19 protein-coding genes and 4 tRNA genes are annotated in these 21646 nt (G+C 48.4%); 19 read left to right on the top strand and 4 right to left on the bottom strand.

Annotated features, from left to right (window positions below; translation table 11 throughout):
- Window positions 1–277 precede the first annotated feature (277 nt).
- From ACXAGC_RS03895 to ACXAGC_RS03880, 4 genes are read left to right on the top strand one after another with little or no spacing between them, the layout of a single operon-like run.
- Window positions 278–1204, top strand: a complete 927-nt coding sequence (locus ACXAGC_RS03895; protein WP_474842576.1) for an ABC transporter ATP-binding protein — start codon at window positions 278–280, stop codon at window positions 1202–1204.
- Window positions 1204–1935 carry an ABC transporter permease subunit gene (locus ACXAGC_RS03890; protein WP_119501991.1) on the top strand — a complete coding sequence of 244 codons (732 nt, stop codon included), beginning with the start codon at window positions 1204–1206 and terminating at the stop codon, window positions 1933–1935. The genes ACXAGC_RS03895 and ACXAGC_RS03890 overlap by 1 nt, the downstream gene beginning before the upstream one ends.
- Before the next feature lie 2 nt (window positions 1936–1937).
- Window positions 1938–3797, top strand: a complete 1860-nt coding sequence (locus ACXAGC_RS03885) for a GldG family protein (protein ID WP_474842574.1) — start codon at window positions 1938–1940, stop codon at window positions 3795–3797.
- The gene (locus ACXAGC_RS03880; protein WP_474842572.1) at window positions 3794–4786 is read left to right on the top strand and encodes a DUF4340 domain-containing protein; all 993 of its coding nucleotides are present in this window, start codon (window positions 3794–3796) and stop codon (window positions 4784–4786) included. The genes ACXAGC_RS03885 and ACXAGC_RS03880 overlap by 4 nt, the downstream gene beginning before the upstream one ends.
- 13 nt (window positions 4787–4799) lie before the next feature.
- Here the strand turns inward: ACXAGC_RS03880 and ACXAGC_RS03875 are convergent, their stop codons facing one another.
- A complete protein-coding gene (locus ACXAGC_RS03875; RefSeq protein ID WP_474842570.1) occupies window positions 4800–5354 on the bottom strand; it encodes a DUF1415 domain-containing protein in 555 nt (184 codons plus the stop codon).
- Entirely contained in the window at window positions 5351–6205 is an 855-nt protein-coding gene (folD, locus tag ACXAGC_RS03870) for a bifunctional methylenetetrahydrofolate dehydrogenase/methenyltetrahydrofolate cyclohydrolase FolD (RefSeq protein WP_474842568.1), read from the bottom strand. Before folD ends, ACXAGC_RS03875 begins: the two co-directional genes overlap by 4 nt.
- 232 nt (window positions 6206–6437) lie before the next feature.
- On the opposite strand from folD, the gene ACXAGC_RS03865 reads away from it, so the two are divergent.
- From ACXAGC_RS03865 to clpX, 7 genes are all read left to right on the top strand, one after another.
- Window positions 6438–6514: transfer RNA gene (locus ACXAGC_RS03865), tRNA-Pro, on the top strand.
- A gap of 24 nt (window positions 6515–6538) precedes the next feature.
- A tRNA-Arg gene (locus ACXAGC_RS03860) sits at window positions 6539–6615 on the top strand.
- A gap of 78 nt (window positions 6616–6693) precedes the next feature.
- Window positions 6694–6769, top strand: a tRNA-His gene (locus tag ACXAGC_RS03855).
- A gap of 92 nt (window positions 6770–6861) precedes the next feature.
- Window positions 6862–6938 (top strand) — tRNA-Pro (locus ACXAGC_RS03850).
- Between the two features lie 276 nt (window positions 6939–7214).
- The gene (gene tig, locus ACXAGC_RS03845; protein ID WP_474842567.1) at window positions 7215–8519 is read left to right on the top strand and encodes a trigger factor; all 1305 of its coding nucleotides are present in this window, start codon (window positions 7215–7217) and stop codon (window positions 8517–8519) included.
- Window positions 8520–8617: 98 nt separating this feature from the next.
- Window positions 8618–9244, top strand: a complete 627-nt coding sequence (gene clpP / locus ACXAGC_RS03840; protein WP_119501986.1) for an ATP-dependent Clp endopeptidase proteolytic subunit ClpP — start codon at window positions 8618–8620, stop codon at window positions 9242–9244.
- A 74-nt stretch (window positions 9245–9318) separates the two neighbouring features.
- Complete coding sequence (gene clpX / locus ACXAGC_RS03835) at window positions 9319–10593, top strand: ATP-dependent protease ATP-binding subunit ClpX (RefSeq protein ID WP_119501985.1); 1275 nt, start codon at window positions 9319–9321, stop codon at window positions 10591–10593.
- A gap of 106 nt (window positions 10594–10699) precedes the next feature.
- Here the strand turns inward: clpX and ACXAGC_RS03830 are convergent, their stop codons facing one another.
- Window positions 10700–11215: a prepilin-type N-terminal cleavage/methylation domain-containing protein gene (locus ACXAGC_RS03830; RefSeq protein ID WP_349588024.1), complete on the bottom strand. Its 516-nt coding sequence runs from the start codon at window positions 11213–11215 to the stop codon at window positions 10700–10702.
- 302 nt (window positions 11216–11517) lie between these two features.
- Between ACXAGC_RS03830 and lon the strand changes: the two genes are divergently transcribed.
- The 4 genes from lon (at window position 11518) to ACXAGC_RS03810 (ending at window position 17653) form a co-directional block, all read left to right on the top strand.
- Window positions 11518–13872 (top strand): endopeptidase La, encoded by a 2355-nt coding sequence (gene lon, locus ACXAGC_RS03825; RefSeq protein WP_474842564.1) that lies wholly within the window; start codon window positions 11518–11520, stop codon window positions 13870–13872.
- 312 nt (window positions 13873–14184) lie between these two features.
- Window positions 14185–14457, top strand: coding sequence for a nucleoid-associated protein HU-beta (hupB, locus tag ACXAGC_RS03820; RefSeq protein WP_119501982.1), 273 nt, complete (start codon window positions 14185–14187; stop codon window positions 14455–14457).
- A gap of 235 nt (window positions 14458–14692) precedes the next feature.
- A complete protein-coding gene (ppiD, locus tag ACXAGC_RS03815) occupies window positions 14693–16585 on the top strand; it encodes a peptidylprolyl isomerase (RefSeq protein WP_474842562.1) in 1893 nt (630 codons plus the stop codon).
- 81 nt (window positions 16586–16666) lie between these two features.
- Window positions 16667–17653, top strand: a complete 987-nt coding sequence (locus tag ACXAGC_RS03810; RefSeq protein WP_474842560.1) for a glycosyltransferase family 4 protein — start codon at window positions 16667–16669, stop codon at window positions 17651–17653.
- Window positions 17654–17726: 73 nt separating this feature from the next.
- Here the strand turns inward: ACXAGC_RS03810 and ACXAGC_RS03805 are convergent, their stop codons facing one another.
- Window positions 17727–17903, bottom strand: coding sequence for a hypothetical protein (locus ACXAGC_RS03805; RefSeq protein WP_181013630.1), 177 nt, complete (start codon window positions 17901–17903; stop codon window positions 17727–17729).
- Window positions 17904–18122: 219 nt separating this feature from the next.
- On the opposite strand from ACXAGC_RS03805, the gene ACXAGC_RS03800 reads away from it, so the two are divergent.
- From ACXAGC_RS03800 to ACXAGC_RS03785, 4 genes are all read left to right on the top strand, one after another.
- Complete coding sequence (locus ACXAGC_RS03800) at window positions 18123–18437, top strand: hypothetical protein (RefSeq protein WP_474842558.1); 315 nt, start codon at window positions 18123–18125, stop codon at window positions 18435–18437.
- Window positions 18438–18557: 120 nt separating this feature from the next.
- Complete coding sequence (locus ACXAGC_RS03795) at window positions 18558–19031, top strand: MarR family winged helix-turn-helix transcriptional regulator (protein ID WP_303573068.1); 474 nt, start codon at window positions 18558–18560, stop codon at window positions 19029–19031.
- A 13-nt stretch (window positions 19032–19044) separates the two neighbouring features.
- Window positions 19045–20097 (top strand): HlyD family secretion protein, encoded by a 1053-nt coding sequence (locus ACXAGC_RS03790; protein WP_474842555.1) that lies wholly within the window; start codon window positions 19045–19047, stop codon window positions 20095–20097.
- The gene (locus tag ACXAGC_RS03785) at window positions 20098–21618 is read left to right on the top strand and encodes a DHA2 family efflux MFS transporter permease subunit (RefSeq protein WP_474842553.1); all 1521 of its coding nucleotides are present in this window, start codon (window positions 20098–20100) and stop codon (window positions 21616–21618) included.
- Window positions 21619–21646: the final 28 nt, after the last annotated feature.

The following is a 21646-nucleotide window of genomic DNA, read 5'->3' as shown; positions in this document are numbered from 1 at the left end:
CCGCTAAGGTATGCTTCGTTGTTTATCACCACAAGCCTGACTGGGCAGCTTGCGGTCTCCCTGGATCCCAGTTTCTTTAACCCCGTTGCGTGCAACGGGGTTTCTTTTTTCCCGGGTTTAGCAATCAGGCAGTGAATGGTGTTGCTGAATATGTCAAACTACGGCACCGGAACGGCGACCTGAGATGAAGACACAGCAAAGTGTTTCCCTTCGCGGGTGCCGGATACGATTTACCACCGCATTTTCCTTTATTACCAGCAGTAGCAGACGGAACGCTATGATAGTTGTAGAAAATCTGACCCGACGGTTCAATCAGCTTGTCGCTGTCGATAACCTGTCCTTCACCATAAAAGCCGGAGAGATTGTGGGATTTCTGGGGCCAAATGGCGCCGGTAAGTCCACTACCATGAAAATGCTTACCGGTTTTCTGGACCCTTCATCAGGGAAAATCAAAATAGACGGCGCGGATATGCCCGGCAAAGCGAAAGCATTGCAGGAGCGTATTGGCTATCTGCCTGAAGGCGCGCCGCTTTATGGTGAGATGACAGTGTTTCAGTTTTTACATTTTGTGGCCGGTGTGCGCGGACTGAGAGGTAAGCATCGTCAGAAGCGTCTCAAACATGTCATAGAGCAGGTGGAACTGGGAGACGTGCTGAACAGGCAGATAGATAAATTGTCAAAAGGGTTCCGCCATCGCATTGGTCTGGCCCAGGCTATCATGCATGATCCGGATATTCTTATTCTGGATGAACCTACAGACGGATTGGATCCGAATCAGAAACATCAGGTAAGAGAACTTATCAAGGCGTTGTCGAAAGACAAAATCGTTATCATTTCCACCCACATCCTGGAAGAAGTCAGCGCTGTGTGTAACCGCGCCATGATCATTTCTCAGGGCAAATTGTTGTTTGACGGAACACCGCAGGAATTGCAATACCGTTCCCGCTATCACCAGGCCATCACACTGCATTTCAGTTATGCCGCCGATATTTCCGGGCTGGCGGAAATTGATGGTGTCGATGAAATGGTGGTTAACCGCGAAACCGGCGATGTCACGCTGTTCCCTGAAGATGGCAAGTTGCTGATGACGCCGGTGACCGAACATGTCAGTCATTACCGGCTGCCGGTGGACAAATTTACCATTGAAACCGGTCGCCTGGATGATGTATTCCGTGAAATTACTACCGGGGAGCGTGTGCAGTAATGAGAAGTTTAACCATTGCACGACGGGAGTTCGGCAGCTTTTTTGCTACACCTGTGGCGTATGTTTATCTGGTAATGTTCCTGGTGCTGAGCAGCGTGTTTACCTTCTTTATGGGAGATTTTTACGCCAGAGGACAGGCTGATTTACTGCCATTTTTTAATTTTCATCCCTGGCTCTATTTGTTTCTGGTACCAGCCATTGCCATGCGTAGCTGGGCTGAAGAAAGAAAATCCGGCACCATTGAATTACTAATGACATTGCCGGTGTCAGAAACGCAGGCTGTAGCCGGCAAGTTTCTGGCATGCTGGGGAATTCTCGGACTGGCTCTGTTGATGACCACGCCCTTGTGGTTAACCGTTAATTATCTCGGCTCGCCGGATAACGGAATCATCGTTGCCGCTTATACCGGCAGCTGGTTGATGGCCGGCGCTTTTCTTGCCATCAGTCAGTGTATGTCTGCGTTAACACATAATCAGGTTATTGCCTTTGTTATGTCTGTGCTGGTGTGTTTTCTCTTTCTGGTCAGCGGTTCGGAAATCGTGGTCGATGTTTTTAAAAACTGGGCACCTAATTTCGTGGTGGATACTGTTGCTTCCTTCAGTTTCCTCACGCATTTTGAAGCTATGTCAAAAGGTGTGCTGGCTGCGAATGATGTGGTGTATTTTCTGCTGGTCATCTTTGTGTGGCTGACCGCAAACGCCGTGATCACTGAACAAAACAAGGCAGGGTGATCATGATGAAGAAAAAATGGTTGTCTGTATTAAGTCTTGGCCTGCTGGCAGTGCTGTTTGTATTGCTGGTTTTTATTAACAATCAATTGTTAAGCAAATATCGCATTGATTTGACAGAAGACAAGGTGTTCTCGTTGTCAGAGGGAACCCGTAATGTGCTCACCAGTCTGGATGAGCCGGTCACGTTGTACTTCTTCTACTCCGATTCGGCGACGACGGGTATGACAAAAATGCGTAACTATGCCGCCAGAGTAGAAAGTTTGTTGCGTGAATATGCACAGGCGTCCGGCGGTAAAGTTCAACTGCAAATCGTTGACCCTGTGCCTTTTTCGGAAAACGAAGATAAAGCCAATCAGTTCGGACTCACAGGAGCGGCACTGGGTAATGTTGGAGAACAGATTTACTTTGGTCTTGCCGGCACGAATTTGCTGGATGATCAGTTCACCATCCCGTTCTTTGATCCTAAGAACGAGCAGTTTCTTGAATATGAAATCAGTAAACTGATTTATCGCCTGAGTAATCCGGATACGCTGACGCTGGCGCTGGTCACTGATTTACCGGTTGCCGGCGGACAAGATCCTCTAACCGGGCGATACACCGGTCCTATGGTGTTTTATCAGCAACTGGCGCAGCTGTATAACATTCGAATTGTGAACAGTACTGCTGATGGATTACCGGAAGATACCGATGTGGTGTTGCTGGCGCATCCGCAAGCGCTGTCAGACGGCCTGCTGTATGCCATTGATCAGTTTGCTATGCACAATGGCCGGATCCTGGCCTTTATTGACCCTCATTATGAAGGAAATGCGCTTTCTTCGTTGCAACAAGTGGGTGCCAACGCGTCTTCGTTTCCGTTGCTGAAGGCCTGGGGAATTAAGGCGGATTTAACCAATATCGTCCTTGATGCTCAACTGGCTTTTGATTTGCGAAATGAAAACGGTGCGATAGTGAAGCATTTTGGCATTCTCGGGCTCACCGCAGCTCAGCTCGATCGTAATGATGTGATCACTGCCAATCTGGACTCAGTAAACGGCGCATCCTTCGGTGCCCTGGAAACGGTGAAAAAAGCCGGCTTGTCTATGCATACGCTAATACGTTCTTCCGTTAACTCAGGGCTGACCAATGCAGATAACTATGCCCAGACCCTTAACCCGGTAGCGTTGCACCGTGGATTCGGCGGAAACACAGAAACCTACACCGTTGCCGCCCGTTACCGTGGTAAAGCCCGCTCATATTTCAGTGCACCGAAAGATCCGGCTAAAGCGGCGACCTATGAAGGGCAGACTGATAATCTGAATCTGGTGCTGGTGGCAGACGCAGATATGCTTTCAGACCGTTACTGGGTGCAACAAACGGCGTTCTTCGGAGATACGGTATTTACGCCGTTTGCGAATAACGGTGACTTTATTGTCAATGCAATTGAAAACCTCACCGGCAGCGATGCGCTCATCAGTATCCGCTCCCGTGGCACCTATGTGCGCCCCTTTGAAAGGGTAAAGGCCCTGGAGACGGCGGCGGAAGGTAAATACCGCGAGCAGGAAGAACAGTTGCAGGAAGAGCTGATCCAGACGGAGCAGAAATTACGTGAGCTTCAGGGACAGCAGGGGCAGGGCGGTACCATTGTCTTTACCGGTCAACAGCAGGAGGCAATAGATAAGTACATTGCCCGCAGAGTTGATATTCGCCGTGAACTTCGCGAAGTGCGCTATCAGCTTGACCGCGAGATAGACCGTCTTGGCGATAAACTGAAAATAGTGAATATAGCCCTGGCACCTGCTGTGCTGACGGGCTTGTTATGGTTACTGGCGTTTATCTTCAAACGCAGAGCAGGAAAAGCATACCGGACAGAAACTCAGTCATGAATTTACGCGTTCTTATATTATCGGGGTTAGTTGCTGCCAGTGCCGGTGTTGCCGGCTGGTTACAAAGTCATTCTGACCGCACTACCCGGGAAGCATCCGCAGAACATGAATTGCAAAGCGAGCTGGCGACAGCGGCAAAAGATATTCAGCGGATTAAAATTGAAACCCACGAAGGGGTGGTATTTGCTGCCGTGAAAGATACTGACAGGTGGATTGCAACTCACCTCGACACCATTATGACCTTTCCGGTGGACATGAAAAAGCTGGCGAATTTTGCTAATGCTCTGAACAGTCTGGAAGTGCTGGAGCCTAAAACATCACAGCCGGAATTTTATCACCGTCTGGGCGTTGAAAGTGTCAGAGATAGTGATGCCCGCTCTTTGCTGATTGAGATTGGCGGCGAAAAGGAAGCCTTTTCGTTGCTCGTGGGAAGGGCGGCCAGTGGTAACCGTGGCACATATGTGCGGCAGCCTGAAGCGTCTACCAGCCTGCTGGTAAACAAAACTTTGCCGTTACCGGAAAAGCGCAGCGACTGGTTAAGCCGTGAGATTTTCGCTTTTAACAGTTCAGATATCAGTGCTGTGGATGTTGAAATTGAAGGGCAGCCCCTGCTGACGTTAAACCGTGAAGGAGAGACCGCTGATGGCTGGCAGATTGCAGGCAATGATGAGGCTACTGCCGCACTGAGATATCCAACCATAGTAGGTCAGACAGTTGATAAGATGCTGCGCTTCGACTTTGATGGTGTCAAACCCTTCCTGCAGCATAAGTGGAGTGAGGTATCACTGATCAGTCAGGTTATCTTTTCTCTGGAAGATGGCACTGAAGTCATGGCTTATCTTTCAGCACCGGACCCGCGCGGACGTTTTCAATTGTGGATTGATACCCCGGACTCACCACGCTGGATATCCGAATGGGTATTTGAGCTTTCCGAATATCAGGCCCGTGCTTTTCTGCCCGGGCTGGAAAATTTGACATCCGCTATCTGAAATTCCGGACGCTTCAGCCCTGACCCTGACGCAGTGATGCCAGCAACTGTGCAAGATGCTGGCTGCCAAGGCTTGACGCTTTACGCATATTACGCTCGTAAATTGCGGATGATTCGTCCTTGTTCTTCATGGCCTCTTCAATATCCTTTTCACGGATAATGTGCAGCACCGGCCAGGGACTCCGGTTCGTGTAATGGCTGGCATCATCCGGGTCTTCTCCTTCGAAAAGATAATCAGGATGAAAGCTGGCCAGCTGAAACTCGCCGCTGAAACCGGATGCGTCCAGCAGGCGCTCCGCCATACCGAGAATGTCGAGATAATCGTCGAAATCATTGCCACAGCGATAGAAAATAACCAGTGTCGTAGCTATTTCCGGTGACTCACGCAACGTTTGGCAAGCCTGATAAACGGTTTCAAGGATGTCTGCAGGATTACCGGAATCATCCACTTCGTAGCGGATCAGGTCCGGTGTGAAAACGGGTTTGGCGAAAGGGCAGAAGTTGTAGCCTATCACTACTTTTTCTACCCAGTCGCGGGTGGCGGCAGCCACCCTCTGATTGTCTGTCATGAATGGTACTTAACGTACGCTTCCAGCGTGTTTTCAATCAGGCTGGCAACAGTCATAGGGCCTACGCCGCCCGGTACCGGCGTGATCCAACCCGCGCGGGTCTTCGCGTTTTCGAAATCAACATCGCCAACCAGAGAACCGTCATTCACCCGGTTGATACCCACATCAATCACAATCGCACTGGGTTTAATCCAGTCACCGGGAATGAAGTTGGGTTTACCCACAGCCACAACCAGCAAGTCTGCACGGCTGACGTGGGCTTTTAAATCCTGTGTAAACTTGTGGCAGGTTGTCACAGTGCAGCCGGCAAGCAGTAATTCCAGACTCATAGGACGACCAACGATATTACTGGCACCCACAATAACCGCGTCCAGGCCTTTTACAGGACGTTTTGTGGCAGCAATCATGGTCATGATACCTTTAGGCGTACAAGGACGCAGAGCAGGAATACGTTGCGCCAGGCGACCAATATTGTAAGGGTGGAAGCCGTCAACATCTTTGTGCGGCTCAATACGTTCCAGTACACGTTCAGCATTGAGACCGGCAGGCAGCGGCAATTGCACAAGAATACCGTCGATTTCAGGATCCTGATTGAGTTGATCTACCACAGCCAGTAATTCTTCTTCACTGGTGCTCGCCGGTAAATCAAAAGAACGGGAAACAAACCCGACTTCTTCACAGGCTTTACGTTTATTAGACACATATACTTGTGAGGCAGCATCACTGCCTACCAGTACAACGGCCAGACCGGGACAACGCTTTCCGGCTTCTTTTAAAGATTCAACGTAGCTTGCTACGTCCTGGCGAACTTGTTTGGCAATGACTTTGCCATCAATCAGGTGGGCACTCATGAATATGTTCTTCTCATTTCATTACGTTAACTCTTATATTGTTTCACAACTTACAACACCTTGCCAAAGTGAAAATGCGCTTAAAAGATCAGCGGATTGGTCAAAAAAACAGACGATTGCGCGTAATCTGAGCGGTCGGAATTTTTATTGAAAAAAGTGTTTGACGAGATGGGATGTTGGCTATAGTATTCGCACCCCGTAACGGCAGGGAACATTAACTGCCTTACACAGTCGGTGAGTGGCGCAGTTTGGTAGCGCACTTGGTTTGGGTCCAAGGGGTCGCAGGTTCAAATCCTGTCTCACCGACCACTATTGCAAGCTTCGATTCGTCGGGCGTCCGTAGCTCAGCTGGATAGAGCAACGGCCTTCTAAGCCGTGGGTCGCAGGTTCGAATCCTGCCGGACGCGCCATCGGTGAGTTCGCAGGAAATACTGACAAGATGTCAGTATTCGGGTAGACTTAAGAAGTTTGTAATTGCACTCTCTGTGGTGGGCGTAGCTCAGTTGGTAGAGCCCCGGATTGTGATTCCGGTTGTCGTGGGTTCAAGTCCCATCGTCCACCCCACTTTTCCCTCAGGGAATGTGAGTGCAACATATCTTTAGCCGGTTATGCCGGTGTCTTTTGAAGCATTTCTCACGTCTTCGAAATACTCAGTTCGGTGAGTGGCGCAGTTTGGTAGCGCACTTGGTTTGGGTCCAAGGGGTCGCAGGTTCAAATCCTGTCTCACCGACCATTATTTATTTCCAATAATATCCCTAATTGTCATCACCTGATGATAAATGTCCCGTTATCTCCGGTTTTTCCTGTTATTTGTTGCTAATCCCTCTCGACTCTGTAAAAACCTGCTTGTATACTACCGCGTCTTTTTTTAACCAATGTGTTTAAACAATGGTTTAACACTGTTGAATAACACTCCCTCTAAACCCGGTGTAACGCGCCGATATATGGCAAGGACGGGAAGGGGATTCAAACAAAGCGTCACTTTAAGACGCACAGTTGAGGTAACATAATGCAAGTTTCAGTCGAGACGACCCAGGGTTTAGAACGCCGTCTTACTATTACCGTTCCAGCAGATTCTGTTGATTCTGCGGTTAAAGCGCGTCTTCAACAATTATCAAAAACGCAACGCATCAACGGTTTCCGTCCTGGTAAAGTACCAGTAAGCGTAATCCAGAAACGTTTTGGCGCTGCTGTGCGTCAGGAAGTTGCTGGTGACGTAATGCAACAGAACTTCTATCAGGCAATCGTTCAGGAAAAAATTAACCCTGCCGGCATGCCTTCTTTTGAACTGGTTAAAGATGAAAATGGCCAGGATTTAGAGTTCGTTGCGGCATTTGAAGTGTATCCTGAAGTTGAAGTTCAGGGCGTTGCAGACATCGAAATTGAGAAGCCAGTGGTTGAAATTTCCGACGCTGACCTCGATAACATGATGGAGACGCTGCAAAAGCAACACGCTACGTGGAAAGAAGTTAAGCGTAAAGCGAAGAAAGACGACCGTGTAGTTATCGATTTTGTTGGTAAAATTGACGGCGAAGAATTTGAAGGCGGTAAAGCAGAAGACTTTACCCTTGAGCTTGGCCAGGGTCGTATGATCCCAGGCTTCGAAGAGCCGCTGGTAGGTGCTAAGAAAGACGAGGAAGTGACTGTAGAAGTGACTTTCCCTGAAGACTACCATGCAGAGAACCTGAAAGGTAAAGCTGCAGTATTTGACGTTACCGTTAAGAAAGTAGAAGGCAAGCAATTGCCGGACGTTGACGACGAATTTGCTAAGCTGTTCGGTGTTGAAGAAGGCGGCGTTGAGGCCCTGAAAGCGGAAGTGCGTAAAAACATGGAACGCGAACTGACTCAAACGCTGAAAACAACCGTAAAAGAAGATGTTATTTCTAAGCTGATCGAAAAGAATGAATTCGACGTGCCAAAAGCACTGATCGATCAGGAAGTAAATGCACTGCGTGAACAGGCAAAACAACGTTTCAGTCAGCAAGCTGGTGGCCAGAACATGCCAGAACTGCCTGCAGAACTGTTCACTGACAATGCAATCCGTCGCGTACGCATCGGTTTACTGCTGGGTGAAATCATCAAGCAGAACGAACTGAAAGCAGACGACGAAAAAGTAATGCAATTAATTGAAACATCAGCGTCAGCTTATGAAGATCCTCAGGAAGTTGTGGACTATTATAAAGCTAACGAAGAACTGATGAACCAGATGCGCAATGTTGCACTGGAAGAGCAGGCCATCGACTGGGTATTAGAAAATGCTAAAACTCAGGAAGTGACCAAAGCTTTTGACGAGGTTATGAACAAACAGGCGTAATTTATTACCCTCTGATTGACTTAACCTGTCAGCAACTGCTTAAATGCTCGGAACCTTCCGGGCATTTTTGTTTTTAACGCTAAGAAATCAAGGTAGATATGATAAACCCATTTGAACCACAAGATGCATTGGTGCCTATGGTCGTCGAGCAGACGTCTAAAGGTGAACGTTCCTACGACATTTATTCCCGTCTGCTAAAAGAAAATGTGATTTTCTTAGTGGGTCAGGTTGAAGACCACATGGCGAACCTCATCGTCGCGCAAATGCTTTTCCTTGAAGCTGAGAATCCGGAAAAAGATATTTATCTTTATATCAACTCTCCGGGTGGTTCTGTGACGGCGGGCATGGCGATTTACGACACCATGAATTTCATTAAGCCTGACGTAAGCACGGTTTGTATTGGTCAGGCGGCCAGCATGGGCGCTTTCCTGTTATCAGGCGGTACCAAAGGGAAGCGTTTCTGCTTACCTAACTCACGGGTAATGATTCACCAGCCGCTGGGCGGATTCCAGGGACAGGCGTCGGATTTTGAAATTCACGCGAAAGAAATTCTTTCTATTAAAGAGAAAATGAATCGTCTGATGGCCGAACATACTGGCCAGGATTACGAAAAAGTTGCAAGGGATACAGACCGGGATAACTTCCTGAGTGCAGCAGAAGCCAGGGATTATGGCCTAATCGATCAGATTTTAACAAATCGATCTGACGCAGCCGCCACTAAGTAGTATAGTTATAGTAATCCTGAACTCGTGTACCCGCACGATTTTCGTTTGTTCAGGAAAGGCAGAGGCAAAAAGTAATGAGTGACAAGCAGAACGGTGACGGTGATAATAAGCTTTTGTACTGTTCCTTTTGTGGCAAAAGCCAACATGAAGTCAGAAAGCTGATTGCGGGACCGTCCGTTTTTATTTGCGATGAGTGTGTTGAATTATGCAACGACATTATTCGTGAAGAGATTAAGGAAATTGCACCAAAGCAAAAGCAGGATGCACTTCCTAAACCACAAGAAATTCATACACACCTTGATGATTATGTCATTGGTCAGGAACACGCAAAGAAAGTGCTGTCTGTAGCGGTGTACAACCACTACAAGCGCCTGCGCAATGGTGATGTGCACGAGGGTGTTGAGCTGGGTAAGAGTAATATCCTGCTAATTGGTCCTACTGGTAGCGGTAAAACGTTACTGGCGGAAACTTTGGCCCGTTTACTGGATGTGCCGTTTACCATGGCCGATGCCACCACCCTGACCGAAGCCGGTTACGTGGGTGAGGACGTTGAAAACATCATTCAGAAGCTGTTGCAGAAGTGCGATTACGATGTAGAGAAAGCCCAGCGCGGTATTGTCTACATTGATGAAATCGACAAGATTTCCCGTAAGTCTGATAACCCTTCTATTACACGTGATGTGTCAGGTGAAGGTGTTCAGCAGGCGCTGCTGAAACTGATTGAAGGCACGGTTGCATCCGTTCCGCCTCAAGGTGGACGTAAGCATCCTCAGCAGGAATTCCTGCAGGTCGACACGTCTAAAATCCTGTTTATCTGTGGTGGTGCGTTTGCCGGTCTGGATAAAGTGATTGAGCAGCGTGCGAATAAAGATACCGGAATTGGTTTCGGTGCGTCGGTGAAGTCTAAAGAAAGCAAGCAGGAACTCAGCGATCTGTTTAAACGGGTAGAGCCGGAAGATTTAGTGAAGTACGGGTTAATTCCGGAGTTCATTGGTCGTCTGCCGGTAGTGACCAGCCTGGAAGAATTGAACGAAGAAGCGCTGATCCAGATCCTTCGTGAGCCGAAGAACGCCATTACCAAACAGTACGGTGCGCTTTTTGCCATGGAAGAAACTGAACTGGAATTCCGTGATGATGCATTGCACGCCATCGCAAGAAAGGCGATGCAACGTAAAACCGGTGCCCGTGGCCTGCGTTCTATCGTTGAAGCAGTGTTGCTCGATACCATGTACGATTTACCTTCAATGGAAAACGTATGCAAAGTGGTTATCGACGAGTCTGTAATTAAAGGCGAATCTAAACCTATTCTGATGTACAAGAACGAAGAGAAGAAAGCGGTCTCTGAGTGATTGTCATGTAAGATAAAGAAAAAGGTCCTTCGGGACCTTTTTTGTTATCTGTCACCGGGTCATCCGGCATCCGGTTAGCCGCAATTACCGTGAAATGGCAGGGCTGTTACAAGGTGTCATCGATGGTGACTTCACCGGTCAGTGAACTGTAATAGACGGAAAACGCCGGTTGTGCCTGCAAAATAAAGGTGCAGGTACCGTCTGCATAGGTGGCCTGGTAGTCCGCCGAGGTATCTTCTGCAACCGTGGGGCTGCCGCTGGCAAGCAAGGCATTCCATAACGATGTGCAATCCCAGGCGTTGTCCGTTACCGGGCTGGCTTCATACGGCGTATAGCTCTGTGCAGGCCAGCCATACTGATTAAAATCAATGACGTTTTGTCCGTTGCCGAACACATCCAGATTATCCACCGGCCCCGTGTGACCACCGGCACGCCACTTTAAACGGGCCAGATTAATAGCAGAAGCAAAGGCCGCTCCCACACCCTGAACACTGGCCGCCTGAGCGTCATCCTGAAGATCGATGAAACGGGGCGCTGCGGTGACTGCCAGTACGCCGAGAATAACAATAACAATAACCAGCTCAATGAGCGTGAATCCGGAATTTGATGGAGATGATGTCATAACAAGTTTCACTGCAATCTTGATATCTTTGAAGAATAAGATTTTAACTGTATTTTTTCCAATTTCTTGAGCATAACAGGTTTATTTTATTGGGAATAGTTATCATTTGTAATAAGCGATAACCTGCCTTCGTCGTATATTTGTACAGTCATTTGACTTTGCTCTGCTCTCCGGCACAAAAAGGTTGCACCATCATTAAAAATCGATAATGGTAAAAGTAACAAGGTTTAACACAGGATTGATTGAACTTTGCCTGTGCATCCCCATATCAATTCACATTATGAACAATACAGAGAACACGTATGACAGTTGAGCGTGAAGATCGCATTGAGATCCCCGTACTTGCCTTACGGGACGTAGTCGTTTATCCCCATATGGTCATACCGCTATTTGTTGGCAGGGAAAAGTCCATCCGTTGTCTTGAAGCAGCGATGGAAAATGATAAACAAATCTTTTTAGTTGCACAGAAGGATGCCAGTGTTGATGAGCCTGAATCTGATGACATTTTTCAGGTTGGCACATTAGCCACTATTTTACAGTTATTAAAACTGCCTGACGGCACAGTGAAAGTGCTGGTCGAAGGTAATGTTCGTGGTGAAATTCATCAGTACGAGCAGGCTGAGCCATTCTTCGTGGCGCAAGTAAGCCGTGTTGAAGATGAACTACTGTCTGACAATGAGCAGGAAGTACTTATCCGTTCTGCGGTATCCCAGTTCGAGGGATATGTAAAACTGAATAAGAAGATCCCGCCGGAAGTGTTAACGTCGCTTAATGGCATCGATGACGCTGCCCGTCTCGCCGATACCATGGCTGCTCATATGCCGCTTAAACTGGCTGAGAAGCAGAAGGTACTGGAAATGAAAGGCGTGAACGAGCGTCTTGAGTACCTGATGGCGCTGATGGAAGGCGAAATCGATTTGCTGCAGGTCGAAAAGAAAATTCGTACCCGCGTGAAAAAGCAGATGGAAAAAAGCCAGCGCGAGTATTATCTGAATGAACAGATGAAAGCCATTCAGAAAGAACTGGGTGAACTGGATGATGCACCGGACGAGTTTGAGGCGCTGAGCAAAAAGATTGAAGAAGCGAAGATGCCTAAAGATGCCGAAGATAAGGCACGGGCTGAGTTGCAGAAATTGAAAATGATGTCTCCCATGTCGGCAGAAGCCACCGTGGTGCGCAGTTATATTGAATGGCTGACCAATGTTCCCTGGCATAAGCGCAGTGCAGTGAAGAAAGATTTGTCACTGGCTGAGAAAGTACTGGATGCAGATCACTATGGTCTGGAGAAAGTAAAAGAGCGCATTGTTGAATATCTGGCGGTACAGAAACGGGTTAAAAAGCTGAAAGGTCCAATCCTTTGCTTAGTCGGTCCTCCGGGCGTGGGTAAAACCTCGTTGGGTCAGTCTATTGCCAAAGCCACCGGACGTAAGTACGTGCGTATGGCATTAGGCGGGGTGCGGGATGAAGCAGAAATTCGTGGTCACCGTCGTACTTACATCGGTTCATTACCGGGCAAACTGATTCAGAAAATGGCCAAAGTAGGGGTGAAGAATCCGCTCTTCCTGCTTGATGAAATCGACAAAATGTCTTCTGACATGCGAGGTGATCCGTCGTCGGCGCTGCTCGAGGTATTAGATCCTGAACAAAACAGTAGCTTCAGCGACCACTATCTTGAAGTCGACTACGATCTGTCTGATGTTATGTTCGTGGCGACCTCAAACAGCATGAATATTCCCGGGCCACTGCTCGACCGGATGGAAGTGATTCGTCTGTCGGGTTACACCGAAGATGAGAAACTGAATATTGCGACACGTCATCTTATTTCCAAACAGATGGAACGTAACGGCCTTAAATCCAAAGAGCTGGATATCACAGAGTCCGCTATCATCGGTATGATTCGCTACTATACCCGCGAAGCGGGTGTACGAAGCCTGGAAAGAGAAATTTCTAAAGTTTGCCGTAAAGCAGTAAAAGATATTCTGCTGAGTAAGAGTAAAGACAAAGTCGTTGTGACCCAGGATAACCTGAAAGACTATCTGGGCGTGCAGCGTTTTGATTATGGTAAAGCGGATAAAGAAAACCAGATAGGGCAGGTGACCGGCCTTGCATGGACACAGGTAGGCGGAGACTTGCTGACTATCGAAACCACTGCGGTACCCGGCAAAGGCAAGATGACCACCACCGGTTCTCTGGGTGACGTGATGCAGGAGTCCATTCAGGCGGCGATGACTGTAGTGAGAAGCCGTGCCGAAAAACTACGCATCAACGAAGACTTCTATGAAAAGCGTGATATCCACGTACACGTGCCCGAAGGTGCCACGCCAAAAGATGGTCCGAGCGCCGGTATTGCAATGTGCACCGCACTGGTATCCACGCTCACAGGTAATCCGGTGAAATGTGATGTTGCCATGACCGGTGAAATTACCCTTCGCGGAGAAGTGCTGGCAATCGGCGGATTAAAAGAGAAGCTGCTGGCTGCACACCGTGGCGGTATTAAAACTGTCGTCATTCCACACGAGAATGAACGTGATTTGGAAGAAATTCCTGAAAACGTGAAAGCGGACTTGTCTATCCATCCGGTTAAATGGATTGATGAAGTACTCGATATTGCTCTGCAGGAGCCTGTTGAGTCTTTTAAAGTTGTCGCTAATAAGTAACGGTAGAAATTGGCTGCATACCAGTAAATTCGCGGGATGTAGCCTTTTTTTGAACTGTTTGCTCAAAAAACACCCATTACAGCCCCAAATTAACCTTTTTTTTTAAATTTAGGGCTTTCAACTGTCAGAAGTTGTGTTACCTTTACTACGTACTCGCTTGAAGCCTTGTCTCTAAAGGGATTGCAGCGATTCATTAAACGTTAATTAATTGTAACACTTAGCTTGATTGTCGAAATCAAGCTTGTTATAACGTTCTGAAGACATCACTGTTTTCGGACAAGAGTATAATAACAATCGAAGGGGATCATAATTGTGAACAAGTCTCAACTCATCGACCAAATCGCTGCTGGTGCAGATATCTCTAAAGCTGCTGCAGGCCGTGCATTAGATGCATTCACTGATGCAGTTACCGCAGCGCTTAAAGAAGGTGATCAGGTTGCACTGGTAGGTTTCGGTACGTTTGCGGTTCGCGAACGCTCAGCGCGTAGTGGCCGTAACCCACAAACTGGTGAGACTATTCAAATCGCAGCTGCTAAAGTTCCTTCTTTCAAAGCTGGTAAAGCTCTGAAAGACGCTTGTAACTAAGCAGAAAAAGATTCGATAAAAGGCGATGGTCAGTACCATCGCCTTTTTTATTTCTCCTGCCCGCATTTTCCGCTGTCACCCAACTCTATCTATTGGAATTCAACGGATTTCCTGCAAATTGACTGACGGGATTATCGCCTTTGGCACGGGGAATCGATATAATCTGCCATATTTTTCCGGTGAGTGTTGAACAAAGCCGGAGCGAAGCAGTAAGCAACGGAGTTGAAAGTAAGTCATGTTAGAGAGAATCCGAGAAGGTTCGCAAGGCCCGTGGGCAATGATTATCATTGGTCTGGTCGTGCTGAGCTTTGTTTTTGCCGGTGTAGGGAGTTACCTGAACAGTTCCGGTGAAACTGTCGCCGCCACTGTAAATGGCGAAGAAATTGGTCTGAATGAGCTGGAGCGTGCTTATCAGTCACAGCGCAGCCGTATGGAATCACAATACGGTGAGAGCGTATCAGCGCTGTTTGCTGATGAAGGTTACATGCAGCAATTCCGCCGCGGTGTACTGGACAGCCTGATTGACGAAAAGCTGGTTGAGCAGAAAGCCCGCGAATTAGGTTTACGTGTGGGTGATGATCAAATCCGTGACACCATTCGCAGCATGCCTGAATTCCAGCTTGGCGGACAGTTTAACAACGACCGTTACCTGGCCCTTTTACGTCAGAACGGTTACCAGCCGTCAGATTTCCGCGATTTCCTGCGTACACAGTTAACCCGTGAACAGTTGACACGCGCGCTTGGCGTGTCTGATTTCGCCCTGCCCGGTGAAGCCCGCCGTGTATTTGACTTACAGGCTCAGACCCGCGATGCCCGCTATGTCGTTGTGGATGCCGCGCCGTTTGCTGACGAAGTTGAAATTTCTGATGCTGATATTCAGGGTTATTACGATGCCAACATCACTTCGTTTGATACTGAAGAAAAAGTCAGCGTGGCCTATGTCAAATTGTCAGTCGATGATTTAAAAGGCGACGTGACGGTGTCTGACGATGATGTGTCTGCGTGGTACGAAGAAAATAAAGACCAGTACCGTGATGAAGAACAGCGTCGCGTCTCGCATATTTTGATTGAAACCGGCGATGATGAAGAGGCTGCAAAAGCGAAAGCAGAAGCATTGCTGGCAGAAATTAAAGGCGGTGCAGACTTCGCAACCGTGGCAGAAGAAAGCTCTGAAGACAGTTTCTCTGCTGAAAATGGTGGTGATCTTGATTACATCACGCCCGGCATGATGGACGACGCTTTCGACTCAGCAGTATTCTCACTTAAGAATGTGGGTGATGTGACTGATGTCGTGAAAACAGAGTTTGGCTTCCATATCATCAAACTGACCGATCTGAAGCCTGAAACCATTAAGCCTTTCAGTGATGTTGCCGGTGAAATCCGTGAAAACCTCATCACTGAAAAAGCCACTGATCGTTTCTATGAACTTCAGTCCCGTATGGCAGAAGTAGCCTTCGAAGTACCGGATACTCTGGATGAAGTGGCAGCCATTGCCAATACATCGATTGAGACTACTACTCTGTTTACCCGTAACGACGTACCTGCAGAAATCGATAATCCTCAGGTGGTTAATGACGTATTCTCTCCTGAATTAATCGAAGAGCAGGTGAACAGCGATCTCATCGAACTTGATGCCAGCACCGTAATAGTAGTACGTGTTAACGAACATGAGGCCCAACGCACCAAGTCACTGGATGAAGTAAAAGAGTCTATCACTGCGTCTCTGCGCAGCGAGAAGGCGCAGCAGGCTGCGCAGGACTGGGCGGAAGCTCAGCTGGCTCAGCTTGAAAGTGGTAATGACATTACTGACTCTCTGTCAGCCCGTTCACTGGACTGGGAAACCGTTGAAAACGTGAATCGTGGTGATCAGCAATTACCACGTAATCTGCTTGATACCCTGTTCACTCTGGCGCCGGCTGAAGGCAAATCCCGCCGTGTGGCCCTGTTAGGCAGTGGCGACGTAGCACTGATTGAACTGACTGCAGTACATGCGCCTGAAGCGGCGGATGATGCAACAGTTTCTGCCATCCGCCAGCGTCTGGCGCAGGCTAACAGCCAGTCTACCTATGCAGCTTTTGTTAAAGCGCTGCGTGATGAGGCTGATGTTACCCTTGGTACGGCCCGTTAAACGACATTTGCTGAATCACAGAAGGTGCGCTTTGCGCACCTTTTTTTTGCCACCGGCAGAACCGGTATATAAGGACTTTTAATGCGTATTCTTCACGCCTATGCAACGCGACTTCCGTTACCGGCTAAAAAGTACGGTGGCACGGAAAGGGTTATCTGGTCACTGGCTCAGGCTCAGATGAGGCAAGGTCATGAAGTCAAATTCCTGGCCCGCAATGCCGGTGAACTGGCCTCACAGACATTGAAATATGACCGTGATAAGCCGGTCAGTGAGCAAATCACAGACTGGCCTGATGTGGTGCATTTTCACTGGCCTTACGAAGGTGAGCTGGATAAACCGTTCTTGTGTACCGAGCATGGTAATGCAGGGGAAGCCAGAACTTATCCGCAGAATACGGTTTTCCTTTCGGAGAAACATGCGTCTAATCACCATGCCAGCTGTTACGTTTATAACGGACTGGACTGGCGGGATTATGGTGAGCCTCATACCGGTAAGCCGGATAATTATTTTCATTTTCTCGGCAAGGCCCGCTCTGCACTGAAAAACCTCGACGGTGCTGTCCGCATTGCCGGCAACGTCAATGAGAAGCTGGCTGTGCTGGGGGGAAACCGGTTTAACTTCGGCAGAAATCCGTATTTCGATTTTCACCTTCACACCCGTTTCAAGGGGATGGTGGGCGGAGAGGAAAAGCACAGGTTAATCCGGCGCTCAAAAGGACTTATTTTTCCCGTACGCTGGCATGAGCCTTTCGGGCTGGCGATCACAGAAAGTTTGTTCCTGGGAACACCGGTATTTTCTACACCCTACGGCTCATTGCCTGAACTTATCAACAATGCTGATGTAGGTTTTTTGTCGTCAAGCTACAAAGAGCTTGAGCAGGCTGTTGCTCAGGCAGACAGTTTTTCCCGGCAGGCCTGCCACGAATATGCCCGTGATGTGTTTAATGCTGAAGTGATGGAACAGCGTTATTACAAGCTTTACGAAGAGGTGATTAACGGTCACGTGCTGAATGATGCACAACCTCACGCCACGGGGAATGTATCAGAAATTCTCCCGATGACGGATTAACCTCCTCTGCCAGCCTGCGGAACAGAATTTTAATGTTCCGCTTATTCCCTTTTTCCGGACAGCTACATCCTTATCAGACCCTGTGTGTCAAAAACATCATCAGGGTATAAAACGCCGCGATGACCGCAGACAGCACCAGAATATAAATAAATCCCTGTTTACCCTGAGCGAGTGTCCATTTATTAGCTTTCAGATAGGCAAACCAGAGCAGGCTGAGTAGAAGAGGGATCAGTACAATTATCTTTATCACGGTTAATCTTTTCCTTGTGTGTTGCAATTATGATGCGGAAAAACGTCACTATTTTCCAGTCATTACTCTTATATCTACATTAACTACTGATTTTATTAATAAATGTGTAATGGCGTGCTAATTGCATACATCTCTTATAAGCAGAAGTACAAGTTCAGTAACCGGCTTAACGTCTGACCCGGTAATCAGACAGAAAATAAGTTGCAATGGAGGCAGTTAATGTTCAGTTTTAAAGCGTTGTGTGCGGGAATCGTCGTTACCTTGATTGCAGGTCCTGTACTGGCCGCTGACAGAGCACAAAATATCACACTGGATGATTACAGTTTTCCCGTTACTGAAGTGTCAGCGCTGACACCGGCTGAACCGGCTGCTGATGAGATTTTGCAACCCGGCATGATCCTCGGTTATGACGTATACCGGACAGGTAAAGTTGTCGGCAGAGATCCGCTGACCGGTACCGTATCAATCGCCATTGCCGGTCAAACCGTTCGTATTCGCCCGGATACCAGAGAAATTGTTGATATAGCCGGTTAATTCTACCTTCCCCTGATATCCATCCTGCTTTTCCTGTTACTCGTCCGTAACTCCGTGTCCGGCTGTTGATGATTAGTAATTGAAGCATATAATAAGCATTGCTTACTAATTGAGGTTGATATGGAAAATTCCACATCCCGTGAAACCCCCTGTTACTACGATACCCGGCATGGCCCGGTAGAAGGTTTTTTACTGGCTGATATCACAAGGCGCATGCGTGGCGCTTTTCAGGACAGGTTAGATGGCAGTGATCTCACCCTTTCACAGGCGAGAGCACTGAAACTGATAGCCATGAATCCCGGTGTACAGCAAAAAGCGCTTGCGCAGATGCTTGAAATCCAGCCAATGACTATTGCAAAGCTGCTGGACAATCTCGAGTTACGGGGGCTGGTCCGTCGGGATAAGGACCCGGCAGACCGCCGTGCTCACCTGATTAACCTGACCGCAGATGCAGAACCCGTGTTAAAAACCATCAAAGTGACAATTGAAGCATTGCGCGAGGAAATGCTGCAGGACCTCAGTGAGCAACAACGGGCACAGTTTGTCGATGTGCTGACGCTCATTCGTGAACGTCTTATGTCAATGTCTTTCTGATACGGAGAATTAAATGTCAGAAGAATCCACAAAAGCTGCGCCGTCTTCACGCAGCAAAAGATTTTTATTTATGGTCGTTGTCCCGGTACTGGCATGTCTTGCCGGCGGTGCGGCTTGGTTACACGGCGGGCGACTGGTTGAAACGGATAATGCTTATGTTAAAGCCGATCTGATCCAAATCAGTCCTCAGGTCAGCGGTAATATTACTCACGTCAATGTGCGTGAAAATCAGCAAGTCAAAAAAGGCGATATTCTTTTTGAAATTGACGCTGAACCCTATCAGGTAGCCATGGAGAAGGCTGCTGCGAATATGGCACAAGTCAGAACAGAACTGTCTGCCCTGAAAGCCTCTTACGTTGAGAAGCAAACGGAACTGAAACTGGCAGAAAGTAAGCTGGCCTATGCGCAAAAAGAGGAAGTTCGTCAGGATAACCTGTTGAAAAAGCGCTATGTGTCGGATGCAGATTTTGACGCAGCCCATCAAAATGTGGCCATTGCCAGACTTAACGTACTGGCGGTAAAAGATGATCTTAAACAAATCGCAGAGTCTCTCGGAGGCAGCGATACACTGCCGGCTGAGCAACACCCTGATTATCTGGCGGCAAAAGCGACGCTGGCGGAAGCACTGCTTGATTACAAACATACACAGATACTGGCACCGCAGGACGGGGTAGTGCGTATACCGCCTAAAACCGGACAGTATTTTGCTGCCGGCAGTCAGGCTTTGTCGATGGTCATGAACCGGCAAATGTGGATTGAGGCAAATTATACTGAAACCGATCTGACCTGGGTCAAGCCCGGTCAGCAAGTGACCATCAACGTCGATACTTATCCGGATCATCAGTGGCACGGAGTGGTAGAGAGTTTGAGTCCGGCAACCAGCGCGGAATTTTCAGTGCTGCCCGCACAAAACGGGACCGGGAACTGGGTGAAGATCGCCCAGCGTTTGCCTGTGCGCATCCGGCTTGATGATGAGCCTGATTTGCCGTTATTAAGAGCAGGGCTCAGTGTGATTACGGAAATTGACACGCAGCATCAGCGTTCAGTATTAGGGCTGACACTGTAGATGTCTGCACAGCCGGATACGTCATCATCATCTGCTAACCGCGTCATGATCACCTTATCGGTGATGCTGGCGACTATCATGCAGGCGCTGGATACAACTATCGCTAATGTGGCCTTGCCCCATATGCAGGGAAGTATGAGTGCCACGCAGGATCAGATAAGCTGGGTGCTGACCAGCTACATTGTTGCCGCAGCGATTTTCATGCCGCTTACCGGATTGCTCAGTGCCAGATTTGGCCGCCGCCGCTTGTTCATGTGGTCAGTAGTCGGATTCACTGTGGCATCCATGCTTTGCGGCGCAGCGCAGAACTTAAATCAGATAGTGATCTTCCGGTTGCTGCAGGGGATATTCGGCGCCAGCCTGGTGCCGTTATCCCAGTCTGTACTGCTGGATACCTGGCCGAAAGAAAAACATGGACAGGCGATGGCCATGTGGGGCGTGGGCGTTATGCTCGGTCCTATTCTCGGGCCTACCCTTGGCGGACTACTGACAGAATATTATGACTGGCGCTGGGTGTTTTACATTAACCTGCCATTCGGTATCCTTGCCTGGTTTGGCCTTATGCGATTTGTCCCGGAAACTGAGCTGGATCCTGACAGACGTTTTGATCTCACAGGTTTTGCCATGCTGGCGCTGGCCATTGGCGCGTTACAAATGATGCTGGACAGAGGAGAGTCTCAGGACTGGTTTGCCAGCAGAGAAATCGTTATCGAAGCGGCACTGGCAGCGCTGGGTATGTATCTCTTTATTGTGCATATATTCACTCACCGTAAACCTTTTATAGAACCGGCCATGTTCCGCGACAGAAATTTCTCGGTGGGGCTGCTGTTTATCTTTATCGTCGGTATTATTTTGCTGGCCACCATGGCGCTGTTGCCACCGTTTATGCAAAACCTCATGGGCTATCCGGTGGTGGACGTAGGCTACCTGCTTGCTCCGAGAGGAATAGGTACCATGATTTCAATGATTCTGGTGGGGCGCCTTTCAGGTAAAGTCGATGTGCGGCTGATGATATTTACCGGACTCATGCTGATGAGTTACTCATTGTGGGCCATGACCCTGTTTACTGCGGATGTCAGTGCCCATGAAATTATCCGTACCGGTGTTATTCAGGGGCTGGGCCTGGGATTTGTTTTTGTGCCCCTCTCAACCGCCAGTTTCGCCACACTGGCGGCCTCGTACCGTAATGAAGGTACAGCATTGTTCAGTTTGTTACGCAACATTGGCAGCAGCATCGGCATCTCTGTGGTGATGACCTATCTGGCTCAGTCTGCACAGCGGAATCATGCAGTATTTGCAGAATTTATGTCGCTGGATAATGCCGGCTTTAAGGAAAGTGTGGCTCACGGAATTTATGCGACGTCGGGTACAGGGTTGAGCAGCCTCAATACACTGGTCACTACTCAGGCAACCACGCTGGCATATCTGCAGGATTTTCGCCTGATGATGTGGATCACTCTGGCATCGGTTCCGCTTTTGTTGCTTATGCGTCCTGCAACTGCGCCGGCCAAAGCAGCATAACCAGTTAATATAACAAAGCCGGGGCAAC

The sequence above is a fragment of the Alteromonas sp. AWJ4_197 genome (assembly GCF_056160285.1).
The sequence above is the reverse complement of the archived record's forward strand: the minus strand, read 5'-3'. Positions and strand labels throughout refer to the sequence as shown.

Excerpts from the sequence above, each read along its gene's own strand:
- ACXAGC_RS03800 (WP_474842558.1), top strand. The coding sequence starts at position 18,123 with ATGTTCAGTTTTAAAGCGTTGTGTGCGGGAATCGTCGTTACCTTGATT.
- folD (WP_474842568.1), bottom strand. The coding sequence starts at position 6,205 with ATGAGTGCCCACCTGATTGATGGCAAAGTCATTGCCAAACAAGTTCGC.
- lon (WP_474842564.1), top strand. The coding sequence starts at position 11,518 with ATGACAGTTGAGCGTGAAGATCGCATTGAGATCCCCGTACTTGCCTTA.
- ACXAGC_RS03795 (WP_303573068.1), top strand. The coding sequence starts at position 18,558 with ATGGAAAATTCCACATCCCGTGAAACCCCCTGTTACTACGATACCCGG.
- ACXAGC_RS03790 (WP_474842555.1), top strand. The coding sequence starts at position 19,045 with ATGTCAGAAGAATCCACAAAAGCTGCGCCGTCTTCACGCAGCAAAAGA.
- ACXAGC_RS03885 (WP_474842574.1), top strand. The coding sequence starts at position 1,938 with ATGATGAAGAAAAAATGGTTGTCTGTATTAAGTCTTGGCCTGCTGGCA.
- clpP (WP_119501986.1), top strand. The coding sequence starts at position 8,618 with ATGATAAACCCATTTGAACCACAAGATGCATTGGTGCCTATGGTCGTC.
- ACXAGC_RS03810 (WP_474842560.1), top strand. The coding sequence starts at position 16,667 with ATGCGTATTCTTCACGCCTATGCAACGCGACTTCCGTTACCGGCTAAA.
- clpX (WP_119501985.1), top strand. The coding sequence starts at position 9,319 with ATGAGTGACAAGCAGAACGGTGACGGTGATAATAAGCTTTTGTACTGT.
- ACXAGC_RS03875 (WP_474842570.1), bottom strand. The coding sequence starts at position 5,354 with ATGACAGACAATCAGAGGGTGGCTGCCGCCACCCGCGACTGGGTAGAA.
- ACXAGC_RS03785 (WP_474842553.1), top strand. The coding sequence starts at position 20,098 with ATGTCTGCACAGCCGGATACGTCATCATCATCTGCTAACCGCGTCATG.
- ACXAGC_RS03895 (WP_474842576.1), top strand. The coding sequence starts at position 278 with ATGATAGTTGTAGAAAATCTGACCCGACGGTTCAATCAGCTTGTCGCT.
- ppiD (WP_474842562.1), top strand. The coding sequence starts at position 14,693 with ATGTTAGAGAGAATCCGAGAAGGTTCGCAAGGCCCGTGGGCAATGATT.
- ACXAGC_RS03830 (WP_349588024.1), bottom strand. The coding sequence starts at position 11,215 with ATGACATCATCTCCATCAAATTCCGGATTCACGCTCATTGAGCTGGTT.
- ACXAGC_RS03890 (WP_119501991.1), top strand. The coding sequence starts at position 1,204 with ATGAGAAGTTTAACCATTGCACGACGGGAGTTCGGCAGCTTTTTTGCT.
- ACXAGC_RS03880 (WP_474842572.1), top strand. The coding sequence starts at position 3,794 with ATGAATTTACGCGTTCTTATATTATCGGGGTTAGTTGCTGCCAGTGCC.
- tig (WP_474842567.1), top strand. The coding sequence starts at position 7,215 with ATGCAAGTTTCAGTCGAGACGACCCAGGGTTTAGAACGCCGTCTTACT.